The organism is Streptomyces sp. NPDC055189 (genome assembly GCF_053606765.1).
In genome coordinates this window covers 78916-103873 of sequence record NZ_JBSGSG010000009.1, presented here as the reverse complement: position 1 = coordinate 103873, position 24958 = coordinate 78916, and the positions used below count along the sequence as shown (strand labels likewise).

The 24958-nt window shown below is 70.9% G+C and carries 24 protein-coding genes and 1 riboswitch; of the genes, 7 read left to right on the top strand and 17 right to left on the bottom strand.

Going from position 1 to position 24958, the window contains the following annotated elements:
• The 3 genes from ACWFR3_RS09410 to ACWFR3_RS09400 form a co-directional block, all read right to left on the bottom strand.
• Nucleotides 1-297 (bottom strand): DUF4193 domain-containing protein, encoded by a 297-nt coding sequence (locus ACWFR3_RS09410; protein ID WP_055563079.1) that lies wholly within the window; start codon nucleotides 295-297, stop codon nucleotides 1-3.
• Nucleotides 298-690: 393 nt separating this feature from the next.
• Nucleotides 691-1923 (bottom strand): sensor histidine kinase, encoded by a 1233-nt coding sequence (locus ACWFR3_RS09405; protein ID WP_453733969.1) that lies wholly within the window; start codon nucleotides 1921-1923, stop codon nucleotides 691-693.
• Between the two features lie 6 nt (nucleotides 1924-1929).
• Entirely contained in the window at nucleotides 1930-2583 is a 654-nt protein-coding gene (locus ACWFR3_RS09400) for a response regulator transcription factor (protein WP_135331070.1), read from the bottom strand.
• A gap of 309 nt (nucleotides 2584-2892) precedes the next feature.
• Here ACWFR3_RS09400 and ACWFR3_RS09395 point away from each other — a divergent pair, with 309 nt between their 5' ends.
• Nucleotides 2893-3066 carry a hypothetical protein gene (locus tag ACWFR3_RS09395; RefSeq protein ID WP_351173867.1) on the top strand — a complete coding sequence of 58 codons (174 nt, stop codon included), beginning with the start codon at nucleotides 2893-2895 and terminating at the stop codon, nucleotides 3064-3066.
• Between the two features lie 96 nt (nucleotides 3067-3162).
• Here ACWFR3_RS09395 and ACWFR3_RS09390 read toward each other — a convergent pair whose 3' ends face one another.
• Together ACWFR3_RS09390 and ACWFR3_RS09385 are read right to left on the bottom strand one after the other, a co-directional pair.
• Nucleotides 3163-3978, bottom strand: a complete 816-nt coding sequence (locus tag ACWFR3_RS09390) for an inositol monophosphatase family protein (RefSeq protein WP_453733968.1) — start codon at nucleotides 3976-3978, stop codon at nucleotides 3163-3165.
• A gap of 10 nt (nucleotides 3979-3988) precedes the next feature.
• Nucleotides 3989-5116 carry a ferrochelatase gene (locus ACWFR3_RS09385; RefSeq protein ID WP_453733967.1) on the bottom strand — a complete coding sequence of 376 codons (1128 nt, stop codon included), beginning with the start codon at nucleotides 5114-5116 and terminating at the stop codon, nucleotides 3989-3991.
• A 154-nt stretch (nucleotides 5117-5270) separates the two neighbouring features.
• Between ACWFR3_RS09385 and ACWFR3_RS09380 the strand changes: the two genes are divergently transcribed.
• Complete coding sequence (locus tag ACWFR3_RS09380) at nucleotides 5271-6518, top strand: MFS transporter (RefSeq protein WP_453733966.1); 1248 nt, start codon at nucleotides 5271-5273, stop codon at nucleotides 6516-6518.
• Nucleotides 6472-7797, top strand: a complete 1326-nt coding sequence (locus tag ACWFR3_RS09375) for a D-arabinono-1,4-lactone oxidase (RefSeq protein WP_453733965.1) — start codon at nucleotides 6472-6474, stop codon at nucleotides 7795-7797. Before ACWFR3_RS09380 ends, ACWFR3_RS09375 begins: the two co-directional genes overlap by 47 nt.
• 20 nt (nucleotides 7798-7817) lie before the next feature.
• Here ACWFR3_RS09375 and ACWFR3_RS09370 read toward each other — a convergent pair whose 3' ends face one another.
• Nucleotides 7818-9083, bottom strand: coding sequence for a hypothetical protein (locus ACWFR3_RS09370; protein ID WP_453733964.1), 1266 nt, complete (start codon nucleotides 9081-9083; stop codon nucleotides 7818-7820).
• 463 nt (nucleotides 9084-9546) lie between these two features.
• Between ACWFR3_RS09370 and sepH the strand changes: the two genes are divergently transcribed.
• A complete protein-coding gene (gene sepH / locus ACWFR3_RS09365; RefSeq protein ID WP_453733963.1) occupies nucleotides 9547-10644 on the top strand; it encodes a septation protein SepH in 1098 nt (365 codons plus the stop codon).
• A 68-nt stretch (nucleotides 10645-10712) separates the two neighbouring features.
• Here sepH and ACWFR3_RS09360 read toward each other — a convergent pair whose 3' ends face one another.
• A complete protein-coding gene (locus ACWFR3_RS09360) occupies nucleotides 10713-11567 on the bottom strand; it encodes a sulfurtransferase (protein ID WP_453733962.1) in 855 nt (284 codons plus the stop codon).
• 318 nt (nucleotides 11568-11885) lie between these two features.
• On the opposite strand from ACWFR3_RS09360, the gene ACWFR3_RS09355 reads away from it, so the two are divergent.
• Both ACWFR3_RS09355 and ACWFR3_RS09350 read left to right on the top strand, forming a co-directional pair.
• Entirely contained in the window at nucleotides 11886-12692 is an 807-nt protein-coding gene (locus ACWFR3_RS09355) for a VOC family protein (RefSeq protein WP_453733961.1), read from the top strand.
• 196 nt (nucleotides 12693-12888) lie between these two features.
• Nucleotides 12889-13341, top strand: a complete 453-nt coding sequence (locus tag ACWFR3_RS09350; protein ID WP_453733960.1) for an SRPBCC family protein — start codon at nucleotides 12889-12891, stop codon at nucleotides 13339-13341.
• A gap of 36 nt (nucleotides 13342-13377) precedes the next feature.
• On the opposite strand, the gene ACWFR3_RS09345 is transcribed toward ACWFR3_RS09350, so the two are convergent.
• From ACWFR3_RS09345 to ACWFR3_RS09320, 6 genes are all read right to left on the bottom strand, one after another.
• Complete coding sequence (locus ACWFR3_RS09345; RefSeq protein ID WP_453733959.1) at nucleotides 13378-13758, bottom strand: YrdB family protein; 381 nt, start codon at nucleotides 13756-13758, stop codon at nucleotides 13378-13380.
• Between the two features lie 184 nt (nucleotides 13759-13942).
• Nucleotides 13943-14593: a thymidine kinase gene (locus ACWFR3_RS09340; RefSeq protein WP_453733958.1), complete on the bottom strand. Its 651-nt coding sequence runs from the start codon at nucleotides 14591-14593 to the stop codon at nucleotides 13943-13945.
• A gap of 49 nt (nucleotides 14594-14642) precedes the next feature.
• Nucleotides 14643-15836, bottom strand: a complete 1194-nt coding sequence (locus tag ACWFR3_RS09335) for an alkaline phosphatase family protein (RefSeq protein ID WP_453733957.1) — start codon at nucleotides 15834-15836, stop codon at nucleotides 14643-14645.
• Nucleotides 15836-16423, bottom strand: coding sequence for a DUF5998 family protein (locus tag ACWFR3_RS09330; RefSeq protein ID WP_453733956.1), 588 nt, complete (start codon nucleotides 16421-16423; stop codon nucleotides 15836-15838). The genes ACWFR3_RS09335 and ACWFR3_RS09330 overlap by 1 nt, the downstream gene beginning before the upstream one ends.
• 51 nt (nucleotides 16424-16474) lie before the next feature.
• Nucleotides 16475-19351, bottom strand: a complete 2877-nt coding sequence (locus ACWFR3_RS09325) for a bifunctional acetate--CoA ligase family protein/GNAT family N-acetyltransferase (RefSeq protein WP_453733955.1) — start codon at nucleotides 19349-19351, stop codon at nucleotides 16475-16477.
• Between the two features lie 44 nt (nucleotides 19352-19395).
• On the bottom strand, nucleotides 19396-19521 hold the full coding sequence (locus ACWFR3_RS09320) for a hypothetical protein (RefSeq protein WP_453733954.1): 126 nt from the start codon (nucleotides 19519-19521) through the stop codon (nucleotides 19396-19398).
• Nucleotides 19522-19562: 41 nt separating this feature from the next.
• On the opposite strand from ACWFR3_RS09320, the gene ACWFR3_RS09315 reads away from it, so the two are divergent.
• Complete coding sequence (locus ACWFR3_RS09315; RefSeq protein WP_190085156.1) at nucleotides 19563-19844, top strand: HPr family phosphocarrier protein; 282 nt, start codon at nucleotides 19563-19565, stop codon at nucleotides 19842-19844.
• Between the two features lie 158 nt (nucleotides 19845-20002).
• Here the strand turns inward: ACWFR3_RS09315 and ACWFR3_RS09310 are convergent, their stop codons facing one another.
• From ACWFR3_RS09310 to ACWFR3_RS09295, 4 genes are all read right to left on the bottom strand, one after another.
• A complete protein-coding gene (locus ACWFR3_RS09310) occupies nucleotides 20003-20707 on the bottom strand; it encodes a GntR family transcriptional regulator (RefSeq protein WP_453733953.1) in 705 nt (234 codons plus the stop codon).
• Between the two features lie 253 nt (nucleotides 20708-20960).
• Nucleotides 20961-21764: a M23 family metallopeptidase gene (locus ACWFR3_RS09305; RefSeq protein WP_453733952.1), complete on the bottom strand. Its 804-nt coding sequence runs from the start codon at nucleotides 21762-21764 to the stop codon at nucleotides 20961-20963.
• Nucleotides 21765-21776: 12 nt separating this feature from the next.
• Nucleotides 21777-21940, bottom strand: a riboswitch (cyclic di-AMP (ydaO/yuaA leader).
• Nucleotides 21941-22155: 215 nt separating this feature from the next.
• Nucleotides 22156-23541 carry a M16 family metallopeptidase gene (locus tag ACWFR3_RS09300; protein ID WP_453733951.1) on the bottom strand — a complete coding sequence of 462 codons (1386 nt, stop codon included), beginning with the start codon at nucleotides 23539-23541 and terminating at the stop codon, nucleotides 22156-22158.
• Nucleotides 23538-24893, bottom strand: a complete 1356-nt coding sequence (locus ACWFR3_RS09295; RefSeq protein ID WP_453733950.1) for a M16 family metallopeptidase — start codon at nucleotides 24891-24893, stop codon at nucleotides 23538-23540. Before ACWFR3_RS09295 ends, ACWFR3_RS09300 begins: the two co-directional genes overlap by 4 nt.
• Nucleotides 24894-24958 lie beyond the last annotated feature (65 nt).

The window sequence follows — 24958 nt, the reverse complement described above, 5'->3', positions numbered from 1 at the left end:
CTAGTCGCAGTCGCGGCAGATCGGCTGGCCGTTCTTCTCCTTGGCCAGCTGGCTGCGGTGGTGCACCAGGAAGCAGCTCATGCAGGTGAACTCGTCCTGCTGCTTCGGGAGCACCCGAACGGCGAGCTCCTCGTTCGAAAGGTCCGCGCCGGGCAGTTCGAGGCCCTCTGCGGCCTCGAACTCGTCGACGTCTACGGCCGAGGTCGACTTGTCGTTCCGCCGCGCCTTCAGTTCCTCGATGCTGTCCTCGTTGACGTCATCGTCGGTCTTGCGTGGGGTGTCGTAGTCCGTTGCCATGTCGCTCTCCCCCTCTGGGTGTCTGCGGTGTCTCAGCGCACGTAACGCGTGAGAGGCCGGACTTGTGCCCGACCTGAGGCGGAGATTTTGCCTCACATCAAGGTCTGTTACTCAATCGACACCCAACCGCACCCCTGAAGAGGTGATCGGTTTGGATGGCGATCGGGACCGTACACGGTCCGGATGTCGCACTTCACAGGCGCCACCCCGTGTACTTCCCGTGATCAAGACCCCCGAAAACCCGGATTTTCCCGGCTTTCCGACGACTTTCACGATCACGGAGAGTAGATGGCCGAAAATTCGCCCCTGTGATCGATCGCACATGGAATCTCTTGGATCAGTTCCAGAAAATTCCGCGCAAAGCGAACACCTCGGCGCGTCCGCGGCAGCATCTCAGAGAGGAAGGGTGACTCGCATCACGAGCCCTCCCCCCTCGCGCGGCTCCGCGATGATACGGCCCCCGTGGGCCCGTGCCACCGACCGGGCGATCGACAGGCCGAGTCCGACGCCCTTGTCGCTGCCCGTGCGCTCGGTCCGCAGCCGCCTGAACGGCTCGAAAAGATTGTCGATCTCGTACGCGGGCACCACGGGGCCCGTGTTCGACACCACGAGGACCGCCTGGCCGTGCTGGGCCTCCGTGGTGACCTCGACCCAGCCTTCCTCCGGCACGTTGTACCTGACGGCGTTCTGGACGAGGTTCAGGGCGATCCGCTCCAGGAGCACGCCGTTGCCCTGGACGACGGCCGCACCCCGCTCACCGCGGATCTCCACGCCCTTCGCGTCGGCCTCCGAGCGCACCTGGTCGACGGCGCGGTCGGCGACCTCGGCGAGGTCGACCGGCTTGCGCTCCACGATCTGGTTGTCGCTGCGGGCGAGCAGCAGCAGACCCTCCACGAGCTGCTCACTGCGTTCGTTCGTGGCCAGGAGCGTCTTGCCGAGCTGATGGAGCTCGGGCGGCGCCCCGGGATCGGAGAGGTGCACCTCGAGCAGCGTGCGGTTGATCGCCAGCGGGGTGCGCAACTCGTGGGATGCGTTGCCGACGAAGCGCTGCTGGGCGGTGAAGGCCCGCTCCAGGCGGTCGAGCATCTCGTCGAAGGTGTCCGAGAGCTCCTTCAACTCGTCGTCGGGTCCGTCCAGTTCGATGCGCCGCGACAGGTCCGTGCCGGCCACCCTGCGCGCGGTGCGCGTGATGCGGCCGAGCGGCGAGAGGACGCGGCCCGCCATCGCGTAACCGAAGGCGAAGGCGATCACCGCGAGCCCCAGGAGGGCGAGCAGCGAGCGACTGAGGAGGTTGTCGAGGGCGTCCTGGCGCTGTTCGTTGACGCAGGCGTTCATGGCGTTGTTGAGCTCGCCTGCCGACGGTTCGTGCGGGAAGTTGCAGCTGTCGCTCGCCACCTGGCCGGAGACGATCTTGAACGGCAGGTCGGTGCCCACGTGCAGGGCCTGCGCGGCGAGCAGATAGATGATCGAGAGCAGCAGAATGCCCGCGATCAGGAACATGCCGCCGTACAGCAAGGTGAGCCGTATACGGATGGTGGGACGCAGCCACGGGAAGGGCGGTTCGGCCTTCCTGGGGTCCCACGTGGGTTTCGGAGGCGCTGCTGGTGGCGCCGGGGTCGCGGCCACCGGGGATCAGATCCGGTAGCCGGAGCCGGGCACCGTCACGATGACGGCGGGCTCGCCGAGTTTCCTCCGCAGGGTCATGACGGTCACCCGCACCACGTTCGTGAACGGGTCGGTGTTCTCGTCCCAGGCCTTTTCGAGGAGCTGCTCGGCGGAGACGACGGCGCCCTCGCTGCGCAGCAGCACTTCGAGGACCGCGAACTCCTTGGGCGCGAGCTGGATCTCCTTGCCGTCGCGGAAGATCTCGCGGCGGTTCGGGTCGAGCTTGATGCCGGCGCGCTCCAGGACGGGGGGCAGCGGCACGCTCGTACGCCGTCCCAGTGCCCGTACGCGTGCCGTGAGCTCGCTGAACGCGAAGGGCTTGGGGAGGTAGTCGTCGGCGCCGATCTCCAGGCCCTCGACGCGGTCGCTGACGTCGCCCGACGCGGTGAGCATGAGGACGCGGGTCGGCATGCCGAGCTCGACGATCTTGCGGCAGACGTCGTCGCCGTGCACGAGCGGGAGGTCCCGGTCGAGCACCACGACGTCGTAGTCATTGACGCCGATGCGTTCCAGGGCGGCCGCTCCGTCATACACGACGTCGACGGCCATGGCCTCCCGGCGTAGTCCGGTGGCCACCGCATCGGCGAGCAGCTGCTCGTCCTCGACGACGAGTACGCGCACGGCGCTGTCCTTCCTCTGTGCCCCTGCGGGCAGGTCCGTTCGTGGGGTGTGGCCTCCATCCTGCCCCTTTCGGTCATAAACCGGCTGTAAGGCGCTGTCCCGGCCGGGGAATGCGGGATTTTCTCCGATGGTTGAGGTTTCCGTCGAAGGGAGCCAGGGGAGGACGACCTCACACCCCGCGATCACGCTTTGTATGTGGCGCGCCACAACCCGCTTTCTCCAGGGCGGACGGCGCGGGACGTGATCGCCCCTTCCTTGAGGGCACACCCCCGTGCCATCGACCCACGACCCAGCCGAGGGGGCGCAACCATGGACGCTTTCACCGCAGGACTGCTGCAGCGCATAAAGGCCACGGAGTCCGACCTCACGAAGGCCCGTGAGACGGGCGACGACTTCCTTGCCGAGGTCGAGCAGGCCGAGCTCGAAGATCTCCACCGGCTGGCCGCCGAGCACGGGGTGGAGGTCGGCGTGCTGCACGCCTGATCCGTACGCCGTCAGAGCAGGCAGACAGGCAGAAGGGCCCCGGCATCCGTGGACAGGATGCCGGGGCCCTTCTGCGTGCCGGTGCGTGCGGTCCGGTCAGTCGTGCCAGGCGCCGAGGTCTTCCAGACGGCGCTGCAGGTCCTCGAAGAGGCCGGGCGCGGCCGCGACGGTCAGCTCGCCGGAGAGGTCCTGACCGGGGCGTCCGCCGGTCAGTGCGCCCGCCTCACGGGCGACGAGGTCACCGGCCGCGAAGTCCCAGGGGTTCAGGCCGCGCTCGTAGTACGCGTCCAGGCGGCCGAGCGCCACGTCGCACAGGTCGATCGCCGCGGAGCCGCCCCGGCGGATGTCCCTGACCAGCGGGATCAGCTGCCGGGCCACCTCGGCCTGGCGGACGCGGCGCTCGGCGACGTACCCGAAGCCGGTGCCGACGAGGGCCTGTCCGAACGGGGGTGCGGGGGTCACGTGCGCGGGCTTGTCGTTGACGAACGCGCCCTCTCCGAGGACCGCGCGGTAGGTCTCGCCGCGCATCGGGGCATGCACCACGCCGACCAGCGTCTCGCCGTCCTTGCGGGCCGCGATGGACACGGACCAGTCGGGGCGGCCGTAGAGGTAGTTGACGGTGCCGTCGATCGGGTCGATCACCCACGTGACGCCGCTGGTGCCCTCGGAGCTCGCGCCCTCCTCGCCGAGCACCCCGTCCTGCGGCCTGCGCTCGGCGAAGAAGTCGGTGATCAGCTTCTCGGAGGCGATGTCCATCTCGGTGACGACGTCGACCGCGCTGGTCTTCGTGGCGGCCACCCCCAGGTCGTCCGGGCGCCCGTCGCGCAGGAACGCTCCGGCGCGGTGCGCGGCCTCCAGGGCGACGCCGAGAAGTTCGGCCTTGAGGTCGGCGAGGTCGGTGCGGTCGGTCACTTCAACGTCCTTACGCGTACGGGCTGTCGGCGCCCGCGGCCGCGGGCTTGGTGACGCGCGACGGGCAGCAGCCCACCGGGCACAGGTCGTGGCTCGCGCCGAGCGCGCCCAGGGCGCAGGGCGCGACCTCGCGCCCGCTCTCCTTGCCGGCCCGCTCCAGGACGAGGTCGCGCACCGCGGCGGCGAACCGCGGGTCGGCGCCCACCGTCGCCGAGCGGCGGACCGGCAGGCCGAGCTCCGCGGCCTTCGCCTCGGCCTCGGTGTCGAGGTCGTACAGGACTTCCATGTGGTCGGAGACGAAGCCGATGGGGATCATCACCACCGCGGGCGCCCCGGCGGCGTGCCGCTCCTCCAGGTGGTCGCAGATGTCCGGCTCGAGCCACGGAGTGCTCGGGGCGCCGCTGCGCGACTGGTAGACGAGCTGCCAGGGGTGCTCGACGCCGGTCTCCTCGCGCACCGCGTCGGCGATGAGGCGGGCCACGTCCAGGTGCTCCTCGACGTACGCGCCGCCGTCCCCGTGGTCCTCGACGCGCCCCGAGAGGTCGGCGGCCGCCGTCGGGATGGAGTGCGTCGTGAACGCGAGGTGCGCCCCTTCGCGTACGTCACCGGGCAGGTCGGCCAGGGACTTCAGGACCCCGTCGATCATGGGGCCGACGAAGCCGGGGTGGTTGAAGTAATGCCGCAGCTTGTCGACGCGCGGCACCTCAAGGCCCTCCGAAGCGAGCACGGCGAGGGATTCCGCGAGGTTCTCCCGGTACTGCCGGCAGCCCGAGTACGACGCGTACGCGCTGGTGGCGAGGACGAGCACGCGGCGGTGGCCGTCACGGACGAGCTCGCGCAGGGTGTCGGTGAGGTAGGGCGCCCAGTTGCGGTTGCCCCAGTAGACCGGCAGGTCCAGACCGTGCTCCGCGAAGTCCTTGCGCAGGGCGTCGAGCAGGGCGCGGTTCTGGTCGTTGATCGGGCTGACCCCGCCGAACAGGAAGTAGTGCTGCCCCACTTCCTTGAGCCGCTCCTTGGGGATGCCGCGGCCCCGCGTCACGTTCTCCAGGAACGGGACCACGTCGTCGGGGCCTTCTGGGCCGCCGAACGAAAGCAGCAGCAGGGCGTCATAGGGAGAGGCATCGAGCGCATCGGACATGTATCCGATCCTGCCACCCGCCACTGACAGCCGAAAATCACGGTGCGGCCGGGCCTGTCGGAGCCGTAATCTGTATAAGCCATCTTTACGCCTTACCGGAACGGCTCCGCGCATCGTTTTCACGGAGCCGCCCCGGCGCCTCAGCGGAGTCCACGTGCCCAGCCCTTACCGCGCCATCTTCGCCGCCCCCGGCACCAAGGGGTTCTCGACGGCAGGCTTCCTCGGACGGATGCCGCTCTCGATGATGGGCATCGGCGTCGTGACCATGGTGTCCCAGCTCACGGGGCGCTACGGCCTCGCGGGCGCGCTCTCCGCGACCGTCGCCCTCTCCGGCGCCGCGATCGGCCCGCAGATCTCGCGCCTTGTCGACCGGTACGGGCAGCGCCGGGTCCTTCGGCCCGCGACCCTGGTCTCCCTGGCCGCGGTCGCCGGGCTCCTGCTCTGCGCGAAGTACGAACTCCCGGACTTCACGCTCTTCGCCTTCGCCGCCCTGGTCGGCTGCGTGCCGAGCGTGGGCTCGATGATCAGGGCGCGCTGGGCGGTCCTCTACCGGGACACCCCGCAGCTGCACACCGCGTACTCCTTCGAGTCCGTGGTGGACGAGATCTGCTTCATCTTCGGGCCGATCATCTCGATCGGGCTCTCCACGGTGTGGTTCCCCGAGGCCGGGCCGCTCATGGCCGGGGTCTTCCTCGCAGTGGGCGTCTTCTGGCTGACGTCACAGCGGGCCACCGAGCCCGTTCCGCAGGGCCGTGAACACCACACGAAGGGCTCGGCGTTGCGCTCCGGCGGGCTCCAGGTCCTGGTCGCGACCTTCGCGGCGACGGGCGCCATCTTCGGGTCCATCGACGTGGTGACCGTCGCGTACGCCGAGGACCAGGGCCACAAGGCGGCGGCGAGCCTGGTGCTCGCGGTGTACGCCCTCGGCTCCTGCGTGGCCGGGGCGGCCTTCGGACTCATGCACTTCAAAGGCGCTCCCGCACCCAGGTGGCTGCTGGGTGTCTGCGCGATGGCCGTGAGTATGATCCCGCTTCAGTTGGTCGGGAACCTTCCGTTTCTGGCCGTGGCGTTGTTCATCGCGGGCCTCTCCATCGCGCCGACCATGATCACGACGATGGCCCTCGTCGAACAGCACGTACCACGCGCGAAGCTGACCGAGGGCATGACCTGGGTGAGCACCGGACTCATGGTCGGCGTCGCGCTCGGCTCCTCCGCGGCCGGCTGGGTCATCGACGCGGCCGGATCGGACGCCGGGTACGCGGTCCCCGGACTGTCGGGAGCCGTCGCGGTGGCGGTCGGATTCCTGGGGTATCGCCGGTTGAAGAAGCCGGTTCCGCAACGGGGAGGGACCCACCATGAGCACGGCAACGGGCAGCGGGAAGAGCACAGCAGCGTGGCGTAACTGGGCGGGCAATGTCACCGTGCGCCCGGCCGGTGAGGTCACCCCGGCGTCGGTCGACGAGTTGCGGACGGCGCTGCGAAAGGCCAGGGAAGACGGCCTCAAGGTGAAGCCGGTCGGCACCGGCCACTCCTTCACGGCGACCGCGGCCACCAGCGGCCTCCTGATACGCCCCGACCTCCTCACCGGTATCCGCAGGATCGACCGCGAGGCCGGCACCGTCACCGTCGAGGCGGGCACTCCGCTGAAGCGCCTGAACGCGGCGCTCGCCCGCGAGGGCCTCTCGCTCACGAACATGGGCGACATCATGGAGCAGACGGTCTCCGGCGCCACCAGCACGGGGACGCACGGCACCGGCCGCGACTCGGCGTCGATCTCCGCACAGATCACGGCACTCGAACTGGTCACCGCGGACGGCACGGTCCTCACCTGCTCCGAGAAGGAGAACCCCGAGGTCTTCGCGGCGGCCCGGATCGGCCTCGGCGCACTCGGCGTGATCAGCGCGATCACCTTCGCCGTGGAGCCCGTCTTCTTCCTCACCGCTTGTGAGGAGCCGATGACCTTCGACAAGGTCACCAGTGAGTTCGACGCGCTCTACGCGGAGAACGAGCACTTCGAGTTCTACTGGTTCCCGCACACCGGCAACTGCAACACCAAGCGCAACAACCGCAGCGTCGGTCCCGCGGCGCCTCCCGGCCGGGTCAGCGCCTTCGTGGAGGACGAAATTCTCTCCAACGGCCTTTTCCAGGTGGTCAACACGATCGGCAGGGCCGTCCCCGCGACCGTCCCCGGCATCGCGAAGATCTCCAGCAAGGCGCTCTCCGCCCGCACCTACACGGACATCCCCTACAAGGTCTTCACCAGCCCGCGCAGGGTGCGCTTCATGGAGATGGAGTACGCCGTTCCGCGGGCGGCCCTCGTCGAGACGCTGCGCGAGCTGAAGACGATGGTGGAGCGCTCGAACCTGCGGATCAGCTTCCCCGTGGAGGTCCGTACGGCCCCCGCCGACGACATCACGCTCTCCACGGCCTCGGGCCGGGAGAGCGCGTACATCGCCGTCCACATGTACCGGGGCACGCCCTACCAGGCGTACTTCACCGCCGCCGAGCGCATCTTCACCGCGCACGAGGGCCGGCCCCACTGGGGCAAGATCCACACCCGCGACGCCGGCTACTTCGCGCAGGCCTATCCGCGCTTCGCCGAGTTCACGGCTCTGCGCGACCGCCTGGACCCGGACCGCCTGTTCGGCAACGACTACCTGCGCCGCGTGCTGGGCGACTGAGGCGGCCGGCACCGCCCCCTCTACGGGGTGGCGGTCTCTCCTCGCTGTACGTCGCTTCCGCCGCCGTTGCCGGTGTCGCCGCCGCCCGACGGCGTCTGCGTCGGGGTCGGGGTGGGGGTCGGCGTGGGAGTCGGGTCCGTCTTCGAACCGTCGTCGTCCCCGGAGTCAGTACCGGAGTCCGTGTCCTTGTCGGTGTCACCCTTCGAACCGGAGTCCGAGCCCGAGTCGTTGCCGTTGTCGGGCGACTGCGAGTTCGTCCCGTTCGGGTCCTGCGACGCGTCCCCGTCCTGCCGCGAACCGTCGTCCGTGCCGGTGGAAGCGCCGTCGGACGGCTGCCCGGAGGGATCGGTCGACGGCGTGGAGGGCCGGTCCGGCGAACTGTTGCGGCCCGTGAAGCTGTTGCTGATCGTGGTGCCGCTGCCCCCGCTGAAGTCCTCGCCGGAGACGATCTCGTACGTCGTGATGCCGGCCATGGCCACACCGAAGACCACCGCGGCGGCGATCAACGGGCGCTTCCAGCTGCGGGTCTGCGTGCGATGCGTCATGCCTTCGGTGAACTCGTCCGAAGGCGGTGGAGGGCCGACGGGCTCCATCGGCTCCATCGCCACGGCCGACCCGGCCGGATCCGCCTGCCGCAGCACCCGCGTCGCGTCGTCCCGCGGCACCAGCCGCGTGGCGTCGACCGACCCCAGCATCTGCGTCTTCTCGGCGTCGGCGCCGGTGTCCGCCACGGGGAGCAGTGTCGTACGGTCCGCGTCCGCGTCGGCCGCCGGCAGCAGCGTCGTACGGTCCGCGTCGGCGTCCGCCACGCGCAGCACCGTCGTGCGCTCCGCGTCACCCGCGGCGGGCAGCACCGAGGTGGCCTCCGGCTCGACCGCCCTCCCCCAGGTCGTCGTCACCGGTCCTGGCCCGGCGTATGCCGCCGCCTCCGTGTACGGCTCCGCCCTGAACGTCTCCGCCACCGGTGCACCAGAGCCGTCGGTCAGGGGGACCTGCCGCGCCCTCGGCTTGGCCTGCACGGTGACGTCACGTATCTGCTCGCCCGTGCGGCGGAAGAAGTGCTGGAAGAGCGTGCCGCCACAGGTCGCGACGGCGCTGACCACGCCGGCGCCGAGGATCGTGCCGTAGACACCGAAGCTCGAAGCGAGCTTCGCCGCGACGACCGCGGCCACGGCACTTCCCGCCACTTGCGGCACACTCAGATCGAGGCGCCGCTTTCCGCCGGGCTCCTCCTGAGCCGCCGCCTGGTCCTTCGACTCCTTGCCGGAATCCGGCTTTTCACGCATCTCCGACCCTTGCCTGCCTTTCGCGACTACCTGTCCGAGAAAGGGACGTATGGGTGAAGTGGATAGTTCCGTTACTGGAGATTCCGTGAAGTGTGCCACTAGTGCGCCACCCTGCCCGGGTATCTCCGGGCGCCAACTCCCGCCCCCCGTGAGAAGTTCGGCGGCGCGGCGGACCACCCGCGTGGCCCGAATGGAGTACTGTTGCGAGCCCTGGGTCCGGTCTCCCACCTGGGTGCCCGGGGCCTTCCAGGACCTGCCGGGAGGGGGCTCGCTGCACAGGGTGACCAAAGTGGTCACTGAGAGTTGCGAAGAGGTAACCGTGCCATAACGGCGACCTAGGGCCCATGCCCGACACGCCGGGCAACTCGGCAAGGTTGTGGCAGGCTGCACCCGGGCAGGCCACACTCGACTAGCGGAAGCAGCGACGCACGTGACGTCGGCAGGCACCACCCGGGAGGTCCCCATGCCCGAACTGCGTGTCGTGGCCGTCAGCAACGACGGCACACGGCTGGTGCTGAAGGCTGCGGACAGCACGGAGTACACGCTTCCGATCGATGAGCGTCTGCGCGCCGCGGTGCGCGGTGACCGTCCGCGTCTCGGCCAGATCGAGATCGAGGTGGAGAGCCACCTCCGCCCCCGCGACATCCAGGCACGTATACGGGCCGGTGCCAGCGCGGAGGAAGTCGCCTCACTCGCCGGAATCCCCGTCGATCGCGTCCGCCGCTTCGAAGGACCCGTGCTCGCCGAGCGCGCCTTCATGGCCGAGCGGGCCCGGAAGACCCCCGTGCGCCGTCCCGGCGAGAACACCGGACCCCAGCTCGGCGAAGCCGTCTCGGAGCGGCTGCTCCTGCGCGGCGCCGACAAGGAGTCCGTGCAGTGGGACTCCTGGCGCCGCGACGACGGCACCTGGGAAGTCTTGCTCGTCTACCGCGTCGCGACCGAACCGCACTCCGCGAGCTGGACGTACGACCCGCCCCGGCGGCTCGTCCAGGCCGTGGACGACGAGGCGCGCTCGCTGATCGGCGAGACGGACGACATCGCCGCGCCCGAGCCGAGCTTCCCGTTCGTGCCGCGCATCGCCCGGCTGCCCCGGGACAGGCCCTCGCTCGACCGGCCGCTCGACCGCGCCCTGGACCGTCAGCTGGAGCGCCCGAGCGCGCCGCTGCCCCCGGAGCCCGCGGAGGAGGGCACGGCCGCCACCGCGGCGACCGCCGCCGTCTCCGAGTCGGAGCGGGACTCGCTCACCAGCCTTCTGGAGGCGGTGCCGAGCTTCCGCGGCGACATGATCGTGCCGGAGCGCCCCGCGCTGCCGCCCACGGATCTTCCGGCCGCGGAGGAGCCCGAGCAGGACCCGGACGCCGAGGAGCCGCCCGCCGCGGCCGGGGCGGGTGCCGCGTACGCGGACGTCCTGATGCCGCGCTCGGTGGCCAGCCACCGTGACCGCCTCGTCGGCACCACCGACCGCCAGGCGGAGGCCGACGGCGTCCGGCCCGGACGCCGTGCCGCGGTACCCAGCTGGGACGAGATCGTCTTCGGCACGCGCCGCAAGAAGCAGGAGTAACACCCTCTTGTACGTGGTCGGGCCCCGCACCGTTCAGGTGCGGGGCCCAACGACGTATGTGCCGCCTGCTACTGCGGATCCGGACCCTTGGCCACCGGACGGGACTCGTCCGATGACCACTGGGACCACGAGCCGACGTACAGCGACGCCGGGATGCCCGCCACCGCGAGCGCGAGCACCTCGTGGGCGCCGGACACCCCGGAGCCGCAGTAGACGCCGACCTCGGAAGTGCCGGACGCCCCCAGGGAGTTGAAGCGGTCCGCGAGATCGGCCGCCGGCCTGAAGGTGCCGTCCGCCGTGACGTTCTCCGTGGTCGGCGCGGAGACCGCACCCGGGATGTGGCCGCCGACACGGTCGATCGGCTCTACGTCACCGCGGTAGCGCTCGGCCGCGCGGGCGTCCAGGAGCAGCCCGGAGCGGGCCAGGGCCGCCGCGGCGTCGGCGTCGAGGAGGTCCTTGCTGTTCGGCACGGGGGCGAACGAGCCCTCGGCCGCCGGGCGCTCGTCCCCCGTCTCCAGCGGACCGCCCCACGCGGCGAGCCCGCCGTCAAGCACACGCACCGACGGATGACCCGTCCAGCGCAGCAGCCACCAGGCGCGTGCGGCGGCCCAGCCCTGCCCGCCGTCGTATACGACCACGTCACGGTCGCCGGACACCCCGGCGGCCCGCATCACCGCGCCGAAGTGCTCCACGTCCGGCAGGGGGTGCCGTCCGCCCGAGCCCGCACGGCCCGCGAGATCGGCGTCCAGGTCCACGAAGACTGCGCCCGGGATGTGCCCCTTCTCGTACTCGGCCCGGCCGTCGAAGGCGGCGGCGCCCGCCGCCTTCGCCATGCTCAGCTGCCAGCGGATGTCCAGGAGCACTGGCGGGTTTTCGCCCGCCGAGTCGCTCGCGAGTTCGGATGCGGAGATGATGGCATTCATGGCCCCATCCTTACGTACGGGGTGGCCGCATCGGTCAAGTCCGGCTACCCTGCTCCGCCGGAGACCACCGAACACACGGCGTAGGGGATCGGGCACGCCGTGTACAGCCGAAAGACACCATCGAGCAATCGCGCGTTAACGGATGAGAAACGGCAAACCGGGCATCCTCTGAGCGGAGCGCGGGACCGCGACGCGGCCGGGGCGCGCGGTGCCACCGGTGGTGCGAGCATCTGCACGGGCGGGCATACGCGCGACAGGCAGGCGCGTTCGAGAGCGGAACCCGAGCGGCCACCATGACGGGCCGAGGAGAGAGTGACGATGACGGAGGCACGGGGGTCGACGGGTCAGCGTGACGGCTCGGGGGCCGTCCGCCGCGAGCCCGGCACACCCACCTGGGTGAGCCTGATGGCGCACGGCCTGGCCGCGACCCGGGAGTTCTACGGAGCGTTGTTCGGCTGGGAGTTCCGGCCGGGACCGGAGCAGCTCGGGCCCTATGTACGGGCGCTGCTCGACGGCCACGAGGTCGCCGGGATCGGCCAGCTGCCGCCCGACCATCATCTGCCGATCGCCTGGACGCCGTATCTGGCATCGGACGACGTGGACGCGACCGCCGAGGCCGTGCGGCACTGCTGCGGCACGATCGGTGTCGGCCCGCTGGACGCCGGGGCGGCCGGGCGGATGGCCATCGCCGTGGACCCGGCGGGCGCGGTGTTCGGGATCTGGCAGGCGGCGGAGCATGTGGGCGCGGCGCTGGTCGGGGAGCCGGGATCGGTCGCCTGGAACGAACTGGTGACGCACGAGACGGGGGGCGTCGTGAAGTTCTACCAGGCGGTCTTCGGATATACCGAAGAGGCGCCCGCCTCGGTCGACTTCGACCATGTGACGCTCCAGGTCGACGGCAGGCCGGTGGCCTCGATCCACGGCGTGGGCCAGGCCCTGCCGCGGGACCGGGGCGCGCACTGGATGACGCATTTCGAAGTCACCGACGTCGACAAGTCGGTGCAGCGGGTCATCGAACTCGGGGGCCGCGTCATCAAGCCCGTGCACGCGAGCGCCCATGGACGGATGGCCACGGTCGCCGACCCGGAGGGCGCGGTCTTCACGCTCGTACGGACGGGTTCCTGACACCGTCGGATTCCAAAGCCACTCCCGAAGGGCACGGCACCGAGGGGCCGTACCCGGAGAGGTCACGTATCCGGTGTCCCGGCTCGGCGTGCCCGCTCTGCGCACTGGGGCCACGGGGCGGGAGCGGCTAGCGTCAGGATCCGAAAACCAAACATGACCGGCGGCCCAGTGGCGGCCGCGGGAGGAGCGCAGTGACGTGCGTCGTATCTCGACCGATGTCCAGATATCCGCGGAGCCGGCGGACGTCTGGGCCGTGCTCACTGACTTCGCGCGGTATCCCGAGTGGAATCCGTTCATCGTCGCCGCGTCGGGCGATCTCGCGCCGGGAGCACATCTGAGCCTGAAGCTCCGTCAGGTCAGCGGCCGCCACCTGGTGATCACTCCGAAGGTGGTGGCCGCCGAGCCCGGGGCGCTGCTGCGCTGGCGCGGCAAGCTGTGGGTACGGGGCGTCTTCGACGGCGAGCACACGTTCCGGCTGACGCCACGGGAGGGCGGCACGCATCTGGAGCAGTCCGAGACATTCGGCGGCGTCCTGGTGCCGGTGCTGTCGACGGTGGTGCGGCAGACGGTGGGTCGCTTCAACGACCTCAATGAAGCCCTCAAGTCCCGTGTGGAGGCGGATGCCTGGCGCTCGGCACCGCAGACCTGAAGCGTCCTCGGCGAGGCGGCGGGGCAGGTCCGCTGTTCAGTGGCGAAGGAGCCACGCAACGCGGTCGAGCGAGACGGCGTGGTAGGCGAGCAGGACCACGGTGAGCACTACGGCGGGCAGGTGCGCCCCCGCCGCGTACAGGGCCGCCGCCCCGCCGAAGAAGACGGCGAGTTCGAGCAGCAGGCGCAGCGCTCCGGCCGTCGCCACGACGGTGTTCCCGCTGCGCGACTCGTCCCCGGGAGTCGCGAACACTCCCCAGGCGATCGCCACCAGCAACGGCACCGCCACCACCGCGACGAACCGCAGAGCTCCGGGGCTCACCCGCCAGGCCCAGTATCCGAAGCAGACGAGTGCCGTCACCTCGAGCACGAACCTCAGTCCCAGTACGGCCGGGTTGTAGCCGAGTCCCGTGGTCATCCGCTTCCTGCCTTCTCCTCGGGCCGGACGGATTGTCCGGCATCAGGCGGAGATGTCGCCGTCGGTGACCAGCCCACCGGCAGCGACGACACCCCGTGGACCAATCTTGCCGAGGAGAAGGGCAGTTCACGCTCCGGTACGGCGAACCGCAGGAACCCCGCACTCCCGCCCCGCAGGGCCAAGATCAGCTGGAGGTGACGGGAAGGACATCCGGCGACAGGGCCGCCGCGTGCGACGTGGCGCTCGTCGTCCGCTTGCGATGATGGCGGCGGCACAGCACCTCGTAACCCACCTCGTCCGCCGCGTGGTTGACGTCGCCGACGACGACCTGGGCGCCTTCCACGACCATCACCCCGCCCACGGTGCGGGCGTTGTGGGTGGCGCGGGCGCCGCACCAGCACAGGGCCTCGACCTGGAGCACCTCGACGCGATCGGCGAGTTCGACCAGGCGCTGCGAGCCGGGGAAGAGCTTGGAGCGGAAGTCCGTGGTGATGCCGAAGGCGAAGACGTCCAGCCCCAGGTCGTCGACGACGCGGGCCAGTTGGTCGATCTGCGCGGGGGCGAGGAACTGCGCCTCGTCCACGATCACGTAGTCCGCGCGGCCGCCCCGCGAGAGGTGGTCGACGAGATGGGCGTAGAAGTCGAAGTCGTCCGCGGCCTCGATCGCGTCCGTGACCAGACCGAGCCGCGAGGAGAGCTTGCCCTCGCCCGCGCGGTCGTCACGGGTGAAGATCATCCCCTTCAGGCCGCGGGCCGAGCGGTTGTGCTCGATCTGCAGAGCCAGCGTGCTCTTTCCGCAGTCCATCGTTCCGGAGAAGAACACCAGCTCGGGCATGGGGAGTTGAGGCCTTTCGGGGCGAACGGGGGGGACAGCGCACTTCGGTTCAGGAGCGTACTTCGATGAGCGGCACGAGCTGCTCGACGGGGGTCATGGAGCCGTGCATGCCGACCAGGGCCGACTCCTTGGGCTCCTTCTCGGTGGCGATGATCGCCACGTCGTCGTGGGCCGCCGCGATGACGTCGCCGATGCGCCCGTACACCCGCTCGTCGACGGCGCCGGGCGGGCCGAACCAGCCGGCCGCGATGGCCTCGTCCCGGCTCGCCACCCAGAACTGCTCGCCGAGCACCTCGCGCCAGACGGTCAGGACGTCGCTCTCGGCGCCCGGTACCGCGTACACATGGCGGGCGCGGCCCTCGCCGCCGAGGAGGGCGACGCCCGCGCTCAGCTCCCAGTCCTCGTCGAAGTCGATGCGGGACTGCTCGTCGAAGGGGATGTCGAGCATGCCGTGGTCCGCGGTCACGTACAGGGCGCTGCGCGGCGGGAGTTGCTCGGCCAGGCGCTGGACCAGGCGGTCGACGTACATGAGCTGGCCGCGCCAGGCGTCGGAGTCGACGCCGAAGCGGTGGCCCTTGCCGTCGACCTCGGCGTAGTACGTGTAGACCAACGACCGGTCGCCCGCGCCCAGTTGCTCGGCCGCGAGGTCCATGCGGTCCTCGCCGGAGAGCTTGCCGCGGAAGCTGCCGCCGCTCAGCGCGATCTTGGTGAGCGGGGTTCGCTCGAAGGTCGGCGACGACACCTGGGCGGTGTGCACGCCCGCGGCGTGGGCCTGCTGGAAGACGGTGGGGTAGGGCTGCCACTTGCGCGGGTCGGTCCACGGGTTCCAGCGGAGCTGGTTCATCAGCTCGCCGGTCGCGGGGTTGCGGACGGTGTAGCCGGGCAGGCCGTGCGACGCGGGCGGCAGGCCCGTGCCGACCGAGGCGAGCGAGGTCGCCGTGGTGGCGGGGAAGCCCGCGGTGATCGGCCGCCCCGTACCGCCGCGCGACGAGTCGATGAGCGAGGTCAGGAAGGGTGCCTCCGCCGGGTGGGCGCGGAGCTGCTCCCAGCCGAGGCCGTCGATCAGGAAGACGCAGTTCCGGTCGGCCGGGGCGAGTTCCCGGATGACGGGCGCGAAGCCTTCGACACCCTGGTGGGAGACGAGCGTGGGCAGCAGGTCGGCGAGCGAGCCGGCGCCGTACTCGGGCAGGGGCGCGGAGTCGAGGGAGAGCGGCTGTACGTCGTCCCAGGCGGGCAGGGACATCAGCGGGCGGTCTCCGCGGTCGCCTCGGACAGCGCCTGCGCGAAGGCAAGCGTCTGGCGCACGGCGTCCGGGCCGTCGCCCGCCTCGCTGACGCGCAGGCTGAGGTCGTCGGCGGTGGAGCTGCCGGTGTACCCGTGGTCGGCCTCGCAGTTGGGGTCGCCGCAGGCGGCGGGCTCGATGTCGATGCGCGCCACGGCGCCCCAGCCGATGGTCAGGACGACTTCGCGGGGCAGCGAGCCCGGAACGTACTTCTCGGGGTTGGCGACGACACGGCTGACGACGACCGAGGAGATCCGGCCGATCTTCACGGACTCCGTGGAGGTCGTCGCGTACGGCGTCGGGGACGTGCTGTCCGCCGCCTGCTCGTCCGTGTGGCTGACGATGAAGCGGGTGCCGGTCAGGACGAGGACCGTCACGTGCCTGCGCACTTCGTTCGCGTCGAACGTGGTCTCCTGGTGGACCAGGTACGACCCGATGGGATCGCCGCCGATCGCGGCCTCCACCGCCTCGGCCACGAGGGCCGGGTAGTAGCCGCTGCGCTCGATCGCCGCGCGCAGCCCCTGGGTCGTCGTACCGGTCTTTGCCATGCCGTCCATCCTACGACCCGGCGGAGGGCACACGGTGCCCCACTGGCCGCCTCAGTACCCGGGCAGGGCCCGCGGGCCGAGGTCGCCACGGGCGGGCGGGGGCGCCAGACGCACCGAGGCGCCGAGCACGGAGAGGCCCCGCTGGGCGACGACCACGGGCTCCAGGGAGACGGTGACCACCTCGGGGTGATCGTCCACGAGGCGCGAGACCCGCTGGAGCAGTTCCTCCAGGGCGGGGGTGTCGACGGGCGCCGAGCCCCGCCAGCCGAAGAGGAGCGGGGCGGTCCGGATGGACCTGACCAGGGAACCCGCGTCGCGCTCCGTGACCGGGATCAGCCGGTGCCCGGTGTCGCCGAGCAGCTCGGACGCGGCGCCTGCGAGCCCGAACGAGAGCACCGCTCCGGCCGCCGGGTCGATGACCGCGCGGACGACGGTGTCCACGCCGCGGGGCGCCATCGCCTGCACCACGGGGCGCAGCTCGACGGGCTTGCCGAAGGTGTCGGTCAATTCCGCGTAGGCACGGCGCAATTGCTCCTCGTCCGCCAGATCGAGGCGGACACCGCCGAGGTCGGCGCGGTGGCGCAGGTGCGGGGCGGTGGTCTTGAGGGCCACGGGGTAGCCGAGCGCACGGGCGGCCGCCACGGCCGCGTCCGGGTCGGGCGCGGGCAGGGCATCGCGTACGTCGATGCCGTACCGCCCGAGCAGCTCGCGCGCGTCGCCCTGCGTGAGGGTGGCACCACGCGGGTCCCCCTGCTCGGCAAGCAACTCACCGATCCGCCGGGCGGCCCCGCTCTCGTCGATGTCCTCGTACTCATGAACCTTGCCGGGCTCCGTGGCCTCGCGCCGCCACTGGGCGTACTTGACGGCTTCAGCAAGGGCCCGAACGGCACGCTCGGCGGCGGGGTAGGCGGGGATTCGACGGGCAGGGTCCACCGTCTCCGCCACCGCTGTGGGCAGGCGTTCCGCAGGGCGATTGGGGTCTCCCCTGCTCGAGCGAAGCCGAGAGCTTGGGGAAGGGTGGGCACAGCCCTCAGCGCCGGGTGCAGTGACAGGGGCGTCAGGGCGAGTACGGCTAGCGGCAGCCAGCGCCTCGGCAAGCCCGCCAAGCTCGACGTGCACCACGGCAACCGGCTTCGCCGGACACCCCGCGGCCCCCGCCCGCAGCGCAGATGCAAGCTCCTCCCCTTCGGGAGACGCGGTGGTGGGCCCGTCCTCCCCCACCCAGGGGATGGCGGTGACGATCACCGAGTCACAGGCATCGTCCGACAGGGCATCCACAAGCGCGCCCCGGAAGTCATCCGGGGTAGCCCCCGTGGTCAGATCCCGCGGAGGCATCGGCCGAAGCCCATCAGCAACACACGCGTCGTACGTAAGAAGCCCGAGCGACTCGGAGTTCCCGAGAATCGCCACCCGCGGCCCGGCGGGCAACGGCTGCCCCGCGAGCAGCAGCCCCGCATCCACCATCTCGGTCACGGTGTCGACCCGGATGACCCCCGCCTGCCGCAGCAGCGCCGACACCGTGGCATACGGAAGCCGCGTGGCCTGCACCGCATGCCCCGTGGGCGCGATCCCGCTGTGCTTGGCCCCCTGCACCACGACCAGCGGCTTCGCCGTCGCCGCCCGCCGGGCGAGCCGCGTGAACTTGCGCGGGTTGCCGATGGATTCGAGGTACATCAGGGCGACATCGGTGTCGGGGTCCTCGTACCAGTACTGGAGCACGTCGTTGCCGGACACGTCCGCCCGGTTGCCCGCGCTCACGAAGGTCGAAAGACCCGCACCGCGCCGGTGCAGGCCCGAAAGGAGCGCGATACCGATCGCACCGGACTGGGTGAAGAGGCCGATCCGCCCCCGCTCGGGAGGATGCGGGGCCAGCGAGGCGTTGAGCCGCACGTCGGGCGCCGTATTGATGACCCCGAAGGCGTTCGGCCCGAGGATGCGCGTGCCGTACGACCGGGCCTGCCGCACCAGTTCGCGCTGCCGCTCACGCCCTTCCGGCCCGCTCTCGGCGTATCCCGCGGAGATCACGACGAGCCCGGGCACCCCGCGCTCACCGCACTCGGCGACGGCCTGCGGCACCCGCTCGGCGGGCACGGTGACGACGGCGAGTTCGACGGGCGCGTCGATGTCCCGCACGGAGCGGTACGCGGGCACCCCGTCGACCTCGCTCCCCTCGTCGAACGCGCTGTTCACCGCGTACAGGCTGCCCGCGAAGCCCGCCTCGCGCAGATTGCGCAGCACGCTGCGGCCCACGCCGCCCGGTGTGCGCCCGACGCCGATCACGGCGACCGACCCCGGCGTGAGCAGCCGCTGCACCGACCGCGCCTCGGCGCGCTGCTCACGGGCGTGCTGTACGGCGAGCGAGCGGTCGGTCGGCTCCAGATCGAATTCGAGACGTACGACGCCGTCCTCGAAGCTGCGCTTCTGCTGATAGCCCGCGTCCGTGAACACCTTGATCATCTTGGTGTTCGCGGGAAGGACCTCGGCGGCGAAGCGGCGGATGCCGCGCTCCCTGGCGACGGCCGCGATGTGTTCGAGGAGGGTGGAGGCGACGCCACGGCCCTGGTGGGCGTCCTGCACGAGAAAGGCGACCTCGGCCTCGTCGGCGGGCGCGCTCGCGGACATCCCGCGTGAATCGATGCGGTCGAAGCGCACGGTCGCGATGAACTCGCCGCCCACGGTGGCCGCGAGACCCACGCGGTCCACCTGGTCGTGATGGGTGAACCGGTGGACGTCCTTGGCGGACAGGCGCGGGTAGGGCGCGAAGAAGCGGTAGTACTTCGACTCGTCCGAGACCTGCTCGTAGAAGCTGACCAGGCGGTCCGCGTCCTCGGCCGTGATCGGTCTGATCCGGGCGGTGCCTCCGTCACGCAGGACGACATCGGCTTCCCAGTGGGAGGGATAGGCCTGCCGGTCCGACGGGGTCTGCATGGGGCCCAGGGTACGGGTCGCGGGGGCGCTGCGGCCGGGGCAGGCTAGGAGTCGTCGAAGGGCGGGGCGCGGGCCCCCGGCATCAGGACGTACGGTCGACCGAGCACGGACCAGCGGTCGACGCCGTACGGACCGGCGACCGGCGGAGCACGCGCGACGGCATGAGACACTGGTCTAGACAACTGTGAGACATCCGGAAGGGCAGCAACACATGGCTGAGCGCCGCGTCAACGTCGGCTGGGCCGAGGGCCTTCACGCCCGACCCGCCTCCATCTTCGTCCGCGCGGCCACCGCCGCCGGCGTCCCCGTGACGATCGCCAAGGCTGACGGCAACCCCGTGAACGCCGCCTCCATGCTCGCGGTGCTCGGTCTGGGCGCCCAGGGCGGCGAGGAGATCGTGCTCGCCTCCGACGCCGAGGGTGCGGACGCCGCTCTCGACCGTCTGGCGAAGCTGGTCGCCGACGGCCTCGAGGAGCTTCCCGAGACCGTCTAGTAAAGACTGGTACTCATACGCCGAAGGGCCTGCCCGAAATCGGGGCGGGCCCTTCGGCGTTTCTGCGTCGACCCGTCGAATACTTGGGGCTTTCACCGAATTCGGGCAGCAGGAATTCCGCCCCGCCGAATAGCACTTCTTTGTATACGGCGCCCCTGTTAATGCCGGAGGCCCACCGTGTTTACGGCATGTTGCGGATCCCTCACACGATCACGGCTCACGGTCCGATGGCCCTGCGGGGGAAAGCGCGGCCGGTGCGCGGCCGTCGACCGTTCCGCGTGGGCCGCGGCGAGTGACCTGGCCCGTTCCGCGTCCCCGCGGGCGACCGCGTCGACGATCGCGGCGTGCTCCGCCCAGGACTCCGCGGGCGCGGCCGAGGACTCGACGACGTACATCCAGGCGATCTTGTGCCGGAGCTGGGTGAGCAGCGACGTGAGGCCGGGGCTGCCGGAGGACTGGGCGAGCGTCTCGTGGAACCAGCCGCCCAGCGAGCGCAGATCCTCGCTCTGGCCGCGCCTGGAGCGCTCCTGGCCGAGCCTGACGAGCCCGCGCAGGACCTTCAGGTGCGCCTCCGTGCGGCGCTGCGCGGCGCGGGCCGCACCGAGGGGCTCCAGGAGCAGGCGGATCTCCAGGAGGTCGGCGGCCTCCTGCTCGGTGGGCTCCGCGACGCACGCGCCCGCGTGCCGGCGCGTGACGACGAAGCCCTCGGCCTCCAGGGTGCGCAGGGCCTCGCGCACGGGGACACGGGAGACTCCGTAGCGGCGCGCGAGCAGTTCCTCGGTGAGCCGGCCGCCCCGTTCGTAGACACCGGAGACGATGTCGTCCCGGATGGCCGTGCACACCGAGTGCGCGGGAATGCGCATGACCTGACCTCCGCCTTAATCCCCGCGAAACGCGGTCGATCGACGCTTTTTCAGTGACTCTATTGCAGAGCGGCTGAATTTCCGATGGCTGGCCGAAATCCATGGATACTTTTGGCCAAAGGTGATGCGTGACCAAAGGCGAGGCATGGTCAAAGGCGGCACCCGAACGGCGAAAGCCCCGGCTCGCGATGAGCCGGGGCTTTCGGTGAATCGGGTGCGCGTCGCGCGAACCGCTTCGATCAGCTGCTCTCGATCAGATGCTGACGCCGTGCGAGCGGAGGTAGGCGGTCGGGTCGATGTCCGTGCCGTAGTCCTCGCCGGTGCGGGCCTCGAAGTGCAGGTGCGGGCCGCTGGAGTTGCCGGTGGAGCCCGAGAGGCCTATCTGCTGGCCCGGCGTGACCGCCTGGCCGACGGTGACACCGAGGGACGACATGTGGCCGTACTGGGTGTACGTGCCGTCGTTCATCTTGATGACCACGTTGTTGCCGTAGGCGCCGCCCCAGCCGGCCTCGACGACGGTGCCGGAGCCGACCGCGTGGACCGAGGTGCCGGACGCGGCGTGGAAGTCGATGCCGGTGTGGCTGCCGGAGGACCACATGGCGCCGCCGGTCTGGTAGCCCGTGGAGACGTACGAGCCGGAGACCGGGGCGACGTAGGTGTTCAGGCGCTTGCGCTCGGCCTCGCGAGCGGCACGCTCCTTGGCCTCGCGCTCCTTCTTGGCCTTGGCCTTCGCCTCGGCCTCGGCCTTGCGCTTGGCCTCTTCGGCCTTCTTCTTGGCGGCCTCTTCGGCCTTCTTGGCGGCCGCCGCGTCGTCGGCGGCCTGCTGCTGGGCAGCGGCCTGCGCGTCGATGCTCGCGGCGAGCGAGTCGCCGACGGAGACGGCCTGGGTCAGGCCGGTGTGCTGCGGAGCCGGCGCTTCGTCGGCGGCGAGCGCCGGAGCGGCCAGGCCTCCGATGACACCGGTGGTGGTCAGTGCGGCGACGCCCGCCACGTTCGCGGTCGTACGCGTGAGGCGGCTCGGGCGACGGTGCTTCCCGGTGGCACGGGTGAACGCCATGAAGCGGCTGATCCTTTCCTTCCTTCTCGCCTACCGGGTTAGCTGACGGGTTCGGAGCAGGAAGGTCTCCTACGAGTCCCTCACCTCACGGCAAGGTTCCCGATTCACCCCAAGGGGACATGTGGGTCCCCGGCTCCCCTGGCTCGCGCCGTACGGGGACTCGGCGATGACTGTCCGGTGCCGCGGGTGCGGCGTACTGCATGACGAACAGCCGGACCAGACGCTAAGCGTGGCGTCTTTCAAACGACAAACGGATCAGAGCTTTTGTAGCGCACGCCACAGGGCAGACACGTAACCTCCCTACTAATTCGGACATACGGGGACCCCAGTGGCCAATTCCAGCCGCTGGGGTCCCGATATGTCCTGACTGTCACTCAGGCTGTCACCCTGCTCAGCCGGTGACGACACTCACTTCGCCGATGCCGAGCGCCCTGACGGGCTCCTCGATCTGCGAGGCGTCACCGACGAGCACCGTCACGAGCCGGTCCACGGGGAAGGCGCTCACCACGGCCGCGGTGGCCTCCACGGTGCCGGTCGCGGCCAACTGGCGGTACAGCTGCGCCTGGAAGTCGTCGGGCAGGTGCTGCTCGACCTGGTCGGCGAGGGTGGCCGCCACGGACGCCGCCATCTCGTACTTGAGCGGGGCCACGCCCACCAGGTTCTGCACGGCGACATCGCGCTCGGCGTCCGTGAGGCCGTCGGCGGCGAGCGTGCGCAGGACCTTCCACAGGTCGTCGAGCGCCGGTCCGGTGGACTCGGTGTCCACGGAGCCGCTGATGGCCAGCATCGCGGCGCCCGTGCCGTCCGGAGCGGAACGCAGGACCTGGCCGAACGACCGCACGCCGTAGGTGTATCCCTTCTCCTCGCGCAGGACGCGGTCCAGACGCGAGGTGAGGGTGCCGCCCAGGCAGTACGTGCCGAGCACCTGCGCGGGCCAGACACGGTCGTGCCGGTCCGGTCCCACGCGCCCGATGAGCAGCTGCGTCTGGACGGCGCCGGGGCGGTCGACGATCACGACACGCCCGGTGTCGTCGGCGGTCACCGGGGGCACCGGGCGCGGCTCGGCCGTGCCGCCGGTCCAGGAGCCGATGGTGTCGGCGAGGACGGCGTCCAGGTCGACGCCGGTCAGGTCGCCCACGACGACGGCGGTCGCCGTGGCGGGGCGTACGTGCTTCTCGTAGAAGGCACGCACCGCGGCCGAGTCGATGGCCGTGACCGTCTCCTCGGTGCCCTGGCGGGGCCGCGACATGCGCGACGTGGCCGGGAACAGCTGCCGGGAGAGCTCCTTGGCGGCGCGGCGGCCCGGGTTGGCGGCCTCGTGCGGGATCTCGTCCAGACGGTTGCGCACGAGGCGCTCGATCTCGCTGTCCGCGAAGGCGGGGGCGCGCAGGGCGTCGGAGAGCAGGCCGAGCGCCTTGGGGAGGCGGGAGACCGGGACCTCCAGGGAGACCCGGACGCCGGGGTGGTCGGCGTGCGCGTCCATGGAGGCGCCCGCGCGGTCCAGCTCTGCGGCGAAGTCCTCCGCGGAGTGCTTGTCGGTGCCTTCGTTGAAGGCCCTCGCCATGATCGTGGCGACGCCGTCGAGGCCCGCGGGCTCGGCGTCGAGCGGCGCCTCCAGGTGGACCTCCACGGCGACGACCTGCTGGCCGGGGCGGTGGCAGCGCAGCACGGTGAGGCCGTTGTCCAGGGTGGCGCGCTCGGGCGCGGGGAAGGCCCACGGCCTGGCCGTGCCCGCCTGGGGCTGCGGGTGGAACTGCATCGTCGCGGCCTCGGTCACTTCGCCGCCTCCTCTTCGTCCTCGTCGGTGGCCTCGGCGGCCGCTGTGCCCTCCACGGGCTCGTACACGAGCACCGCGCGGTTGTCGGGGCGCAGGCGGGCCGCCGCGGCCGCCTTGACCTCTTCCGCGGTGACGTCCAGGACGCGCCCGACGGCGGTCAGGGCGAGCTGCGGGTCGCCGAACAGGACGGCGTACCGGCAGAGTTCGTCCGCGCGTCCCGCCACCGTGGAGAGCCGGTCGAGCCACTCACGCTCCAGCTGTGCCTGGGCGCGCTCCATCTCCTCGTCCGTGGGGCCCTCTTCCGCGAAGCGGGCGAGCTCCTCGTCGACGGCCGCCTCGATGACGGGGACCTCCACGTCGCCGGACGTCTTCACGTCGAGCCAGCCGAGCGAGGGAGCCCCTGCGAGGCGCAGCAGGCCGAATCCGGCCGCCACCGCGGTGCGGTCGCGGCGCACGAGGCGGTTGTAGAGCCGCGACGACTCGCCGCTGCCCAGGACCGTGAGCGCCAGGTCGGCGGCGTCGCACGCGCGCGTGCCGTCCTCGGGGAGGCGGTAGGCGGCCATCAGGGCGCGGGCCGGGACCTCCTCCTCGACGACCTCGCGCAGCTCCTTGCCGACGATGTCGGGCAGCGAGCCGTCGCGCGGCGGCTGCTTGCCGTCGTGCGAGGGGATGGACCCGAAGTACTTCTCGACCCAGGCGAGGGTCTCCTGGGGGTCGATGTCGCCGACGACCGACAGGACGGCGTTGTTGGGCGCGTAGTACGTACGGAAGAAGTTCCGCGCGTCCTCCAGCGTCGCCGCGTCCAGGTCGGCCATGGAGCCGATCGGGGTGTGGTGGTAGGGGTGGCCCTCGGGGTACGAGAGGGCGGTCAGCTTTTCGAACGCCGTGCCGTAGGGAACGTTGTCGTAGCGCTGGCGGCGCTCGTTCTTGACGACGTCGCGCTGGTTCTCCATGGATTCTTCGTCGAGCGCGGAGAGCAGCGAGCCCATCCGGTCGGCCTCCAGCCACAGGGCCAGTTCCAGCTGGTGTGTGGGCATGGTCTCGAAATAGTTGGTGCGCTCGAAGCTCGTGGTGCCGTTGAGCGAACCGCCCGCGCCCTGAACCAGCTCGAAGTGGCCGTTGCCGCCCACCTGCTTCGAGCCCTGGAACATCAGGTGCTCGAATAGGTGCGCGAGGCCCGTACGGCCCTTGACCTCGTGGCGCGAACCGACGTCGTACCAGAGGCAGACCGCGGCGACCGGGGTCAGGTGGTCCTCGGAGAGCACCACGCGCAGGCCGTTGGCCAGCCGGTGCTCGGTCGCTGTCAGGCCGCCGGAGCCGGCCTCGGCTGTGGCCGTGTGACCCATGGGCATGTACGTCCCTTCGATCGCTAAAAGCTGGAATTTCTGCCAGTCCTGACACTGTATGCAAGCGCGCT

Coding starts and splice junctions, on each gene's coding strand:
- ACWFR3_RS09410 (WP_055563079.1), bottom strand. CDS start 297: ATGGCAACGGACTACGACACCCCACGCAAGACCGACGATGACGTCAAC.
- ACWFR3_RS09395 (WP_351173867.1), top strand. CDS start 2,893: ATGGACGCTTTCACCGCAGGACTGCTGCAGCGCATAAAGGCCACGGAG.
- ACWFR3_RS09385 (WP_453733967.1), bottom strand. CDS start 5,116: ATGTCCGATGCGCTCGATGCCTCTCCCTATGACGCCCTGCTGCTGCTT.
- ACWFR3_RS09375 (WP_453733965.1), top strand. CDS start 6,472: ATGAGCACGGCAACGGGCAGCGGGAAGAGCACAGCAGCGTGGCGTAAC.
- ACWFR3_RS09370 (WP_453733964.1), bottom strand. CDS start 9,083: ATGCGTGAAAAGCCGGATTCCGGCAAGGAGTCGAAGGACCAGGCGGCG.
- sepH (WP_453733963.1), top strand. CDS start 9,547: ATGCCCGAACTGCGTGTCGTGGCCGTCAGCAACGACGGCACACGGCTG.
- ACWFR3_RS09360 (WP_453733962.1), bottom strand. CDS start 11,567: ATGAATGCCATCATCTCCGCATCCGAACTCGCGAGCGACTCGGCGGGC.
- ACWFR3_RS09355 (WP_453733961.1), top strand. CDS start 11,886: ATGACGGAGGCACGGGGGTCGACGGGTCAGCGTGACGGCTCGGGGGCC.
- ACWFR3_RS09345 (WP_453733959.1), bottom strand. CDS start 13,758: ATGACCACGGGACTCGGCTACAACCCGGCCGTACTGGGACTGAGGTTC.
- ACWFR3_RS09340 (WP_453733958.1), bottom strand. CDS start 14,593: ATGCCCGAGCTGGTGTTCTTCTCCGGAACGATGGACTGCGGAAAGAGC.
- ACWFR3_RS09335 (WP_453733957.1), bottom strand. CDS start 15,836: ATGTCCCTGCCCGCCTGGGACGACGTACAGCCGCTCTCCCTCGACTCC.
- ACWFR3_RS09330 (WP_453733956.1), bottom strand. CDS start 16,423: ATGGCAAAGACCGGTACGACGACCCAGGGGCTGCGCGCGGCGATCGAG.
- ACWFR3_RS09325 (WP_453733955.1), bottom strand. CDS start 19,351: ATGCAGACCCCGTCGGACCGGCAGGCCTATCCCTCCCACTGGGAAGCC.
- ACWFR3_RS09315 (WP_190085156.1), top strand. CDS start 19,563: ATGGCTGAGCGCCGCGTCAACGTCGGCTGGGCCGAGGGCCTTCACGCC.
- ACWFR3_RS09310 (WP_453733953.1), bottom strand. CDS start 20,707: ATGCGCATTCCCGCGCACTCGGTGTGCACGGCCATCCGGGACGACATC.
- ACWFR3_RS09305 (WP_453733952.1), bottom strand. CDS start 21,764: ATGGCGTTCACCCGTGCCACCGGGAAGCACCGTCGCCCGAGCCGCCTC.
- ACWFR3_RS09295 (WP_453733950.1), bottom strand. CDS start 24,893: ATGCCCATGGGTCACACGGCCACAGCCGAGGCCGGCTCCGGCGGCCTG.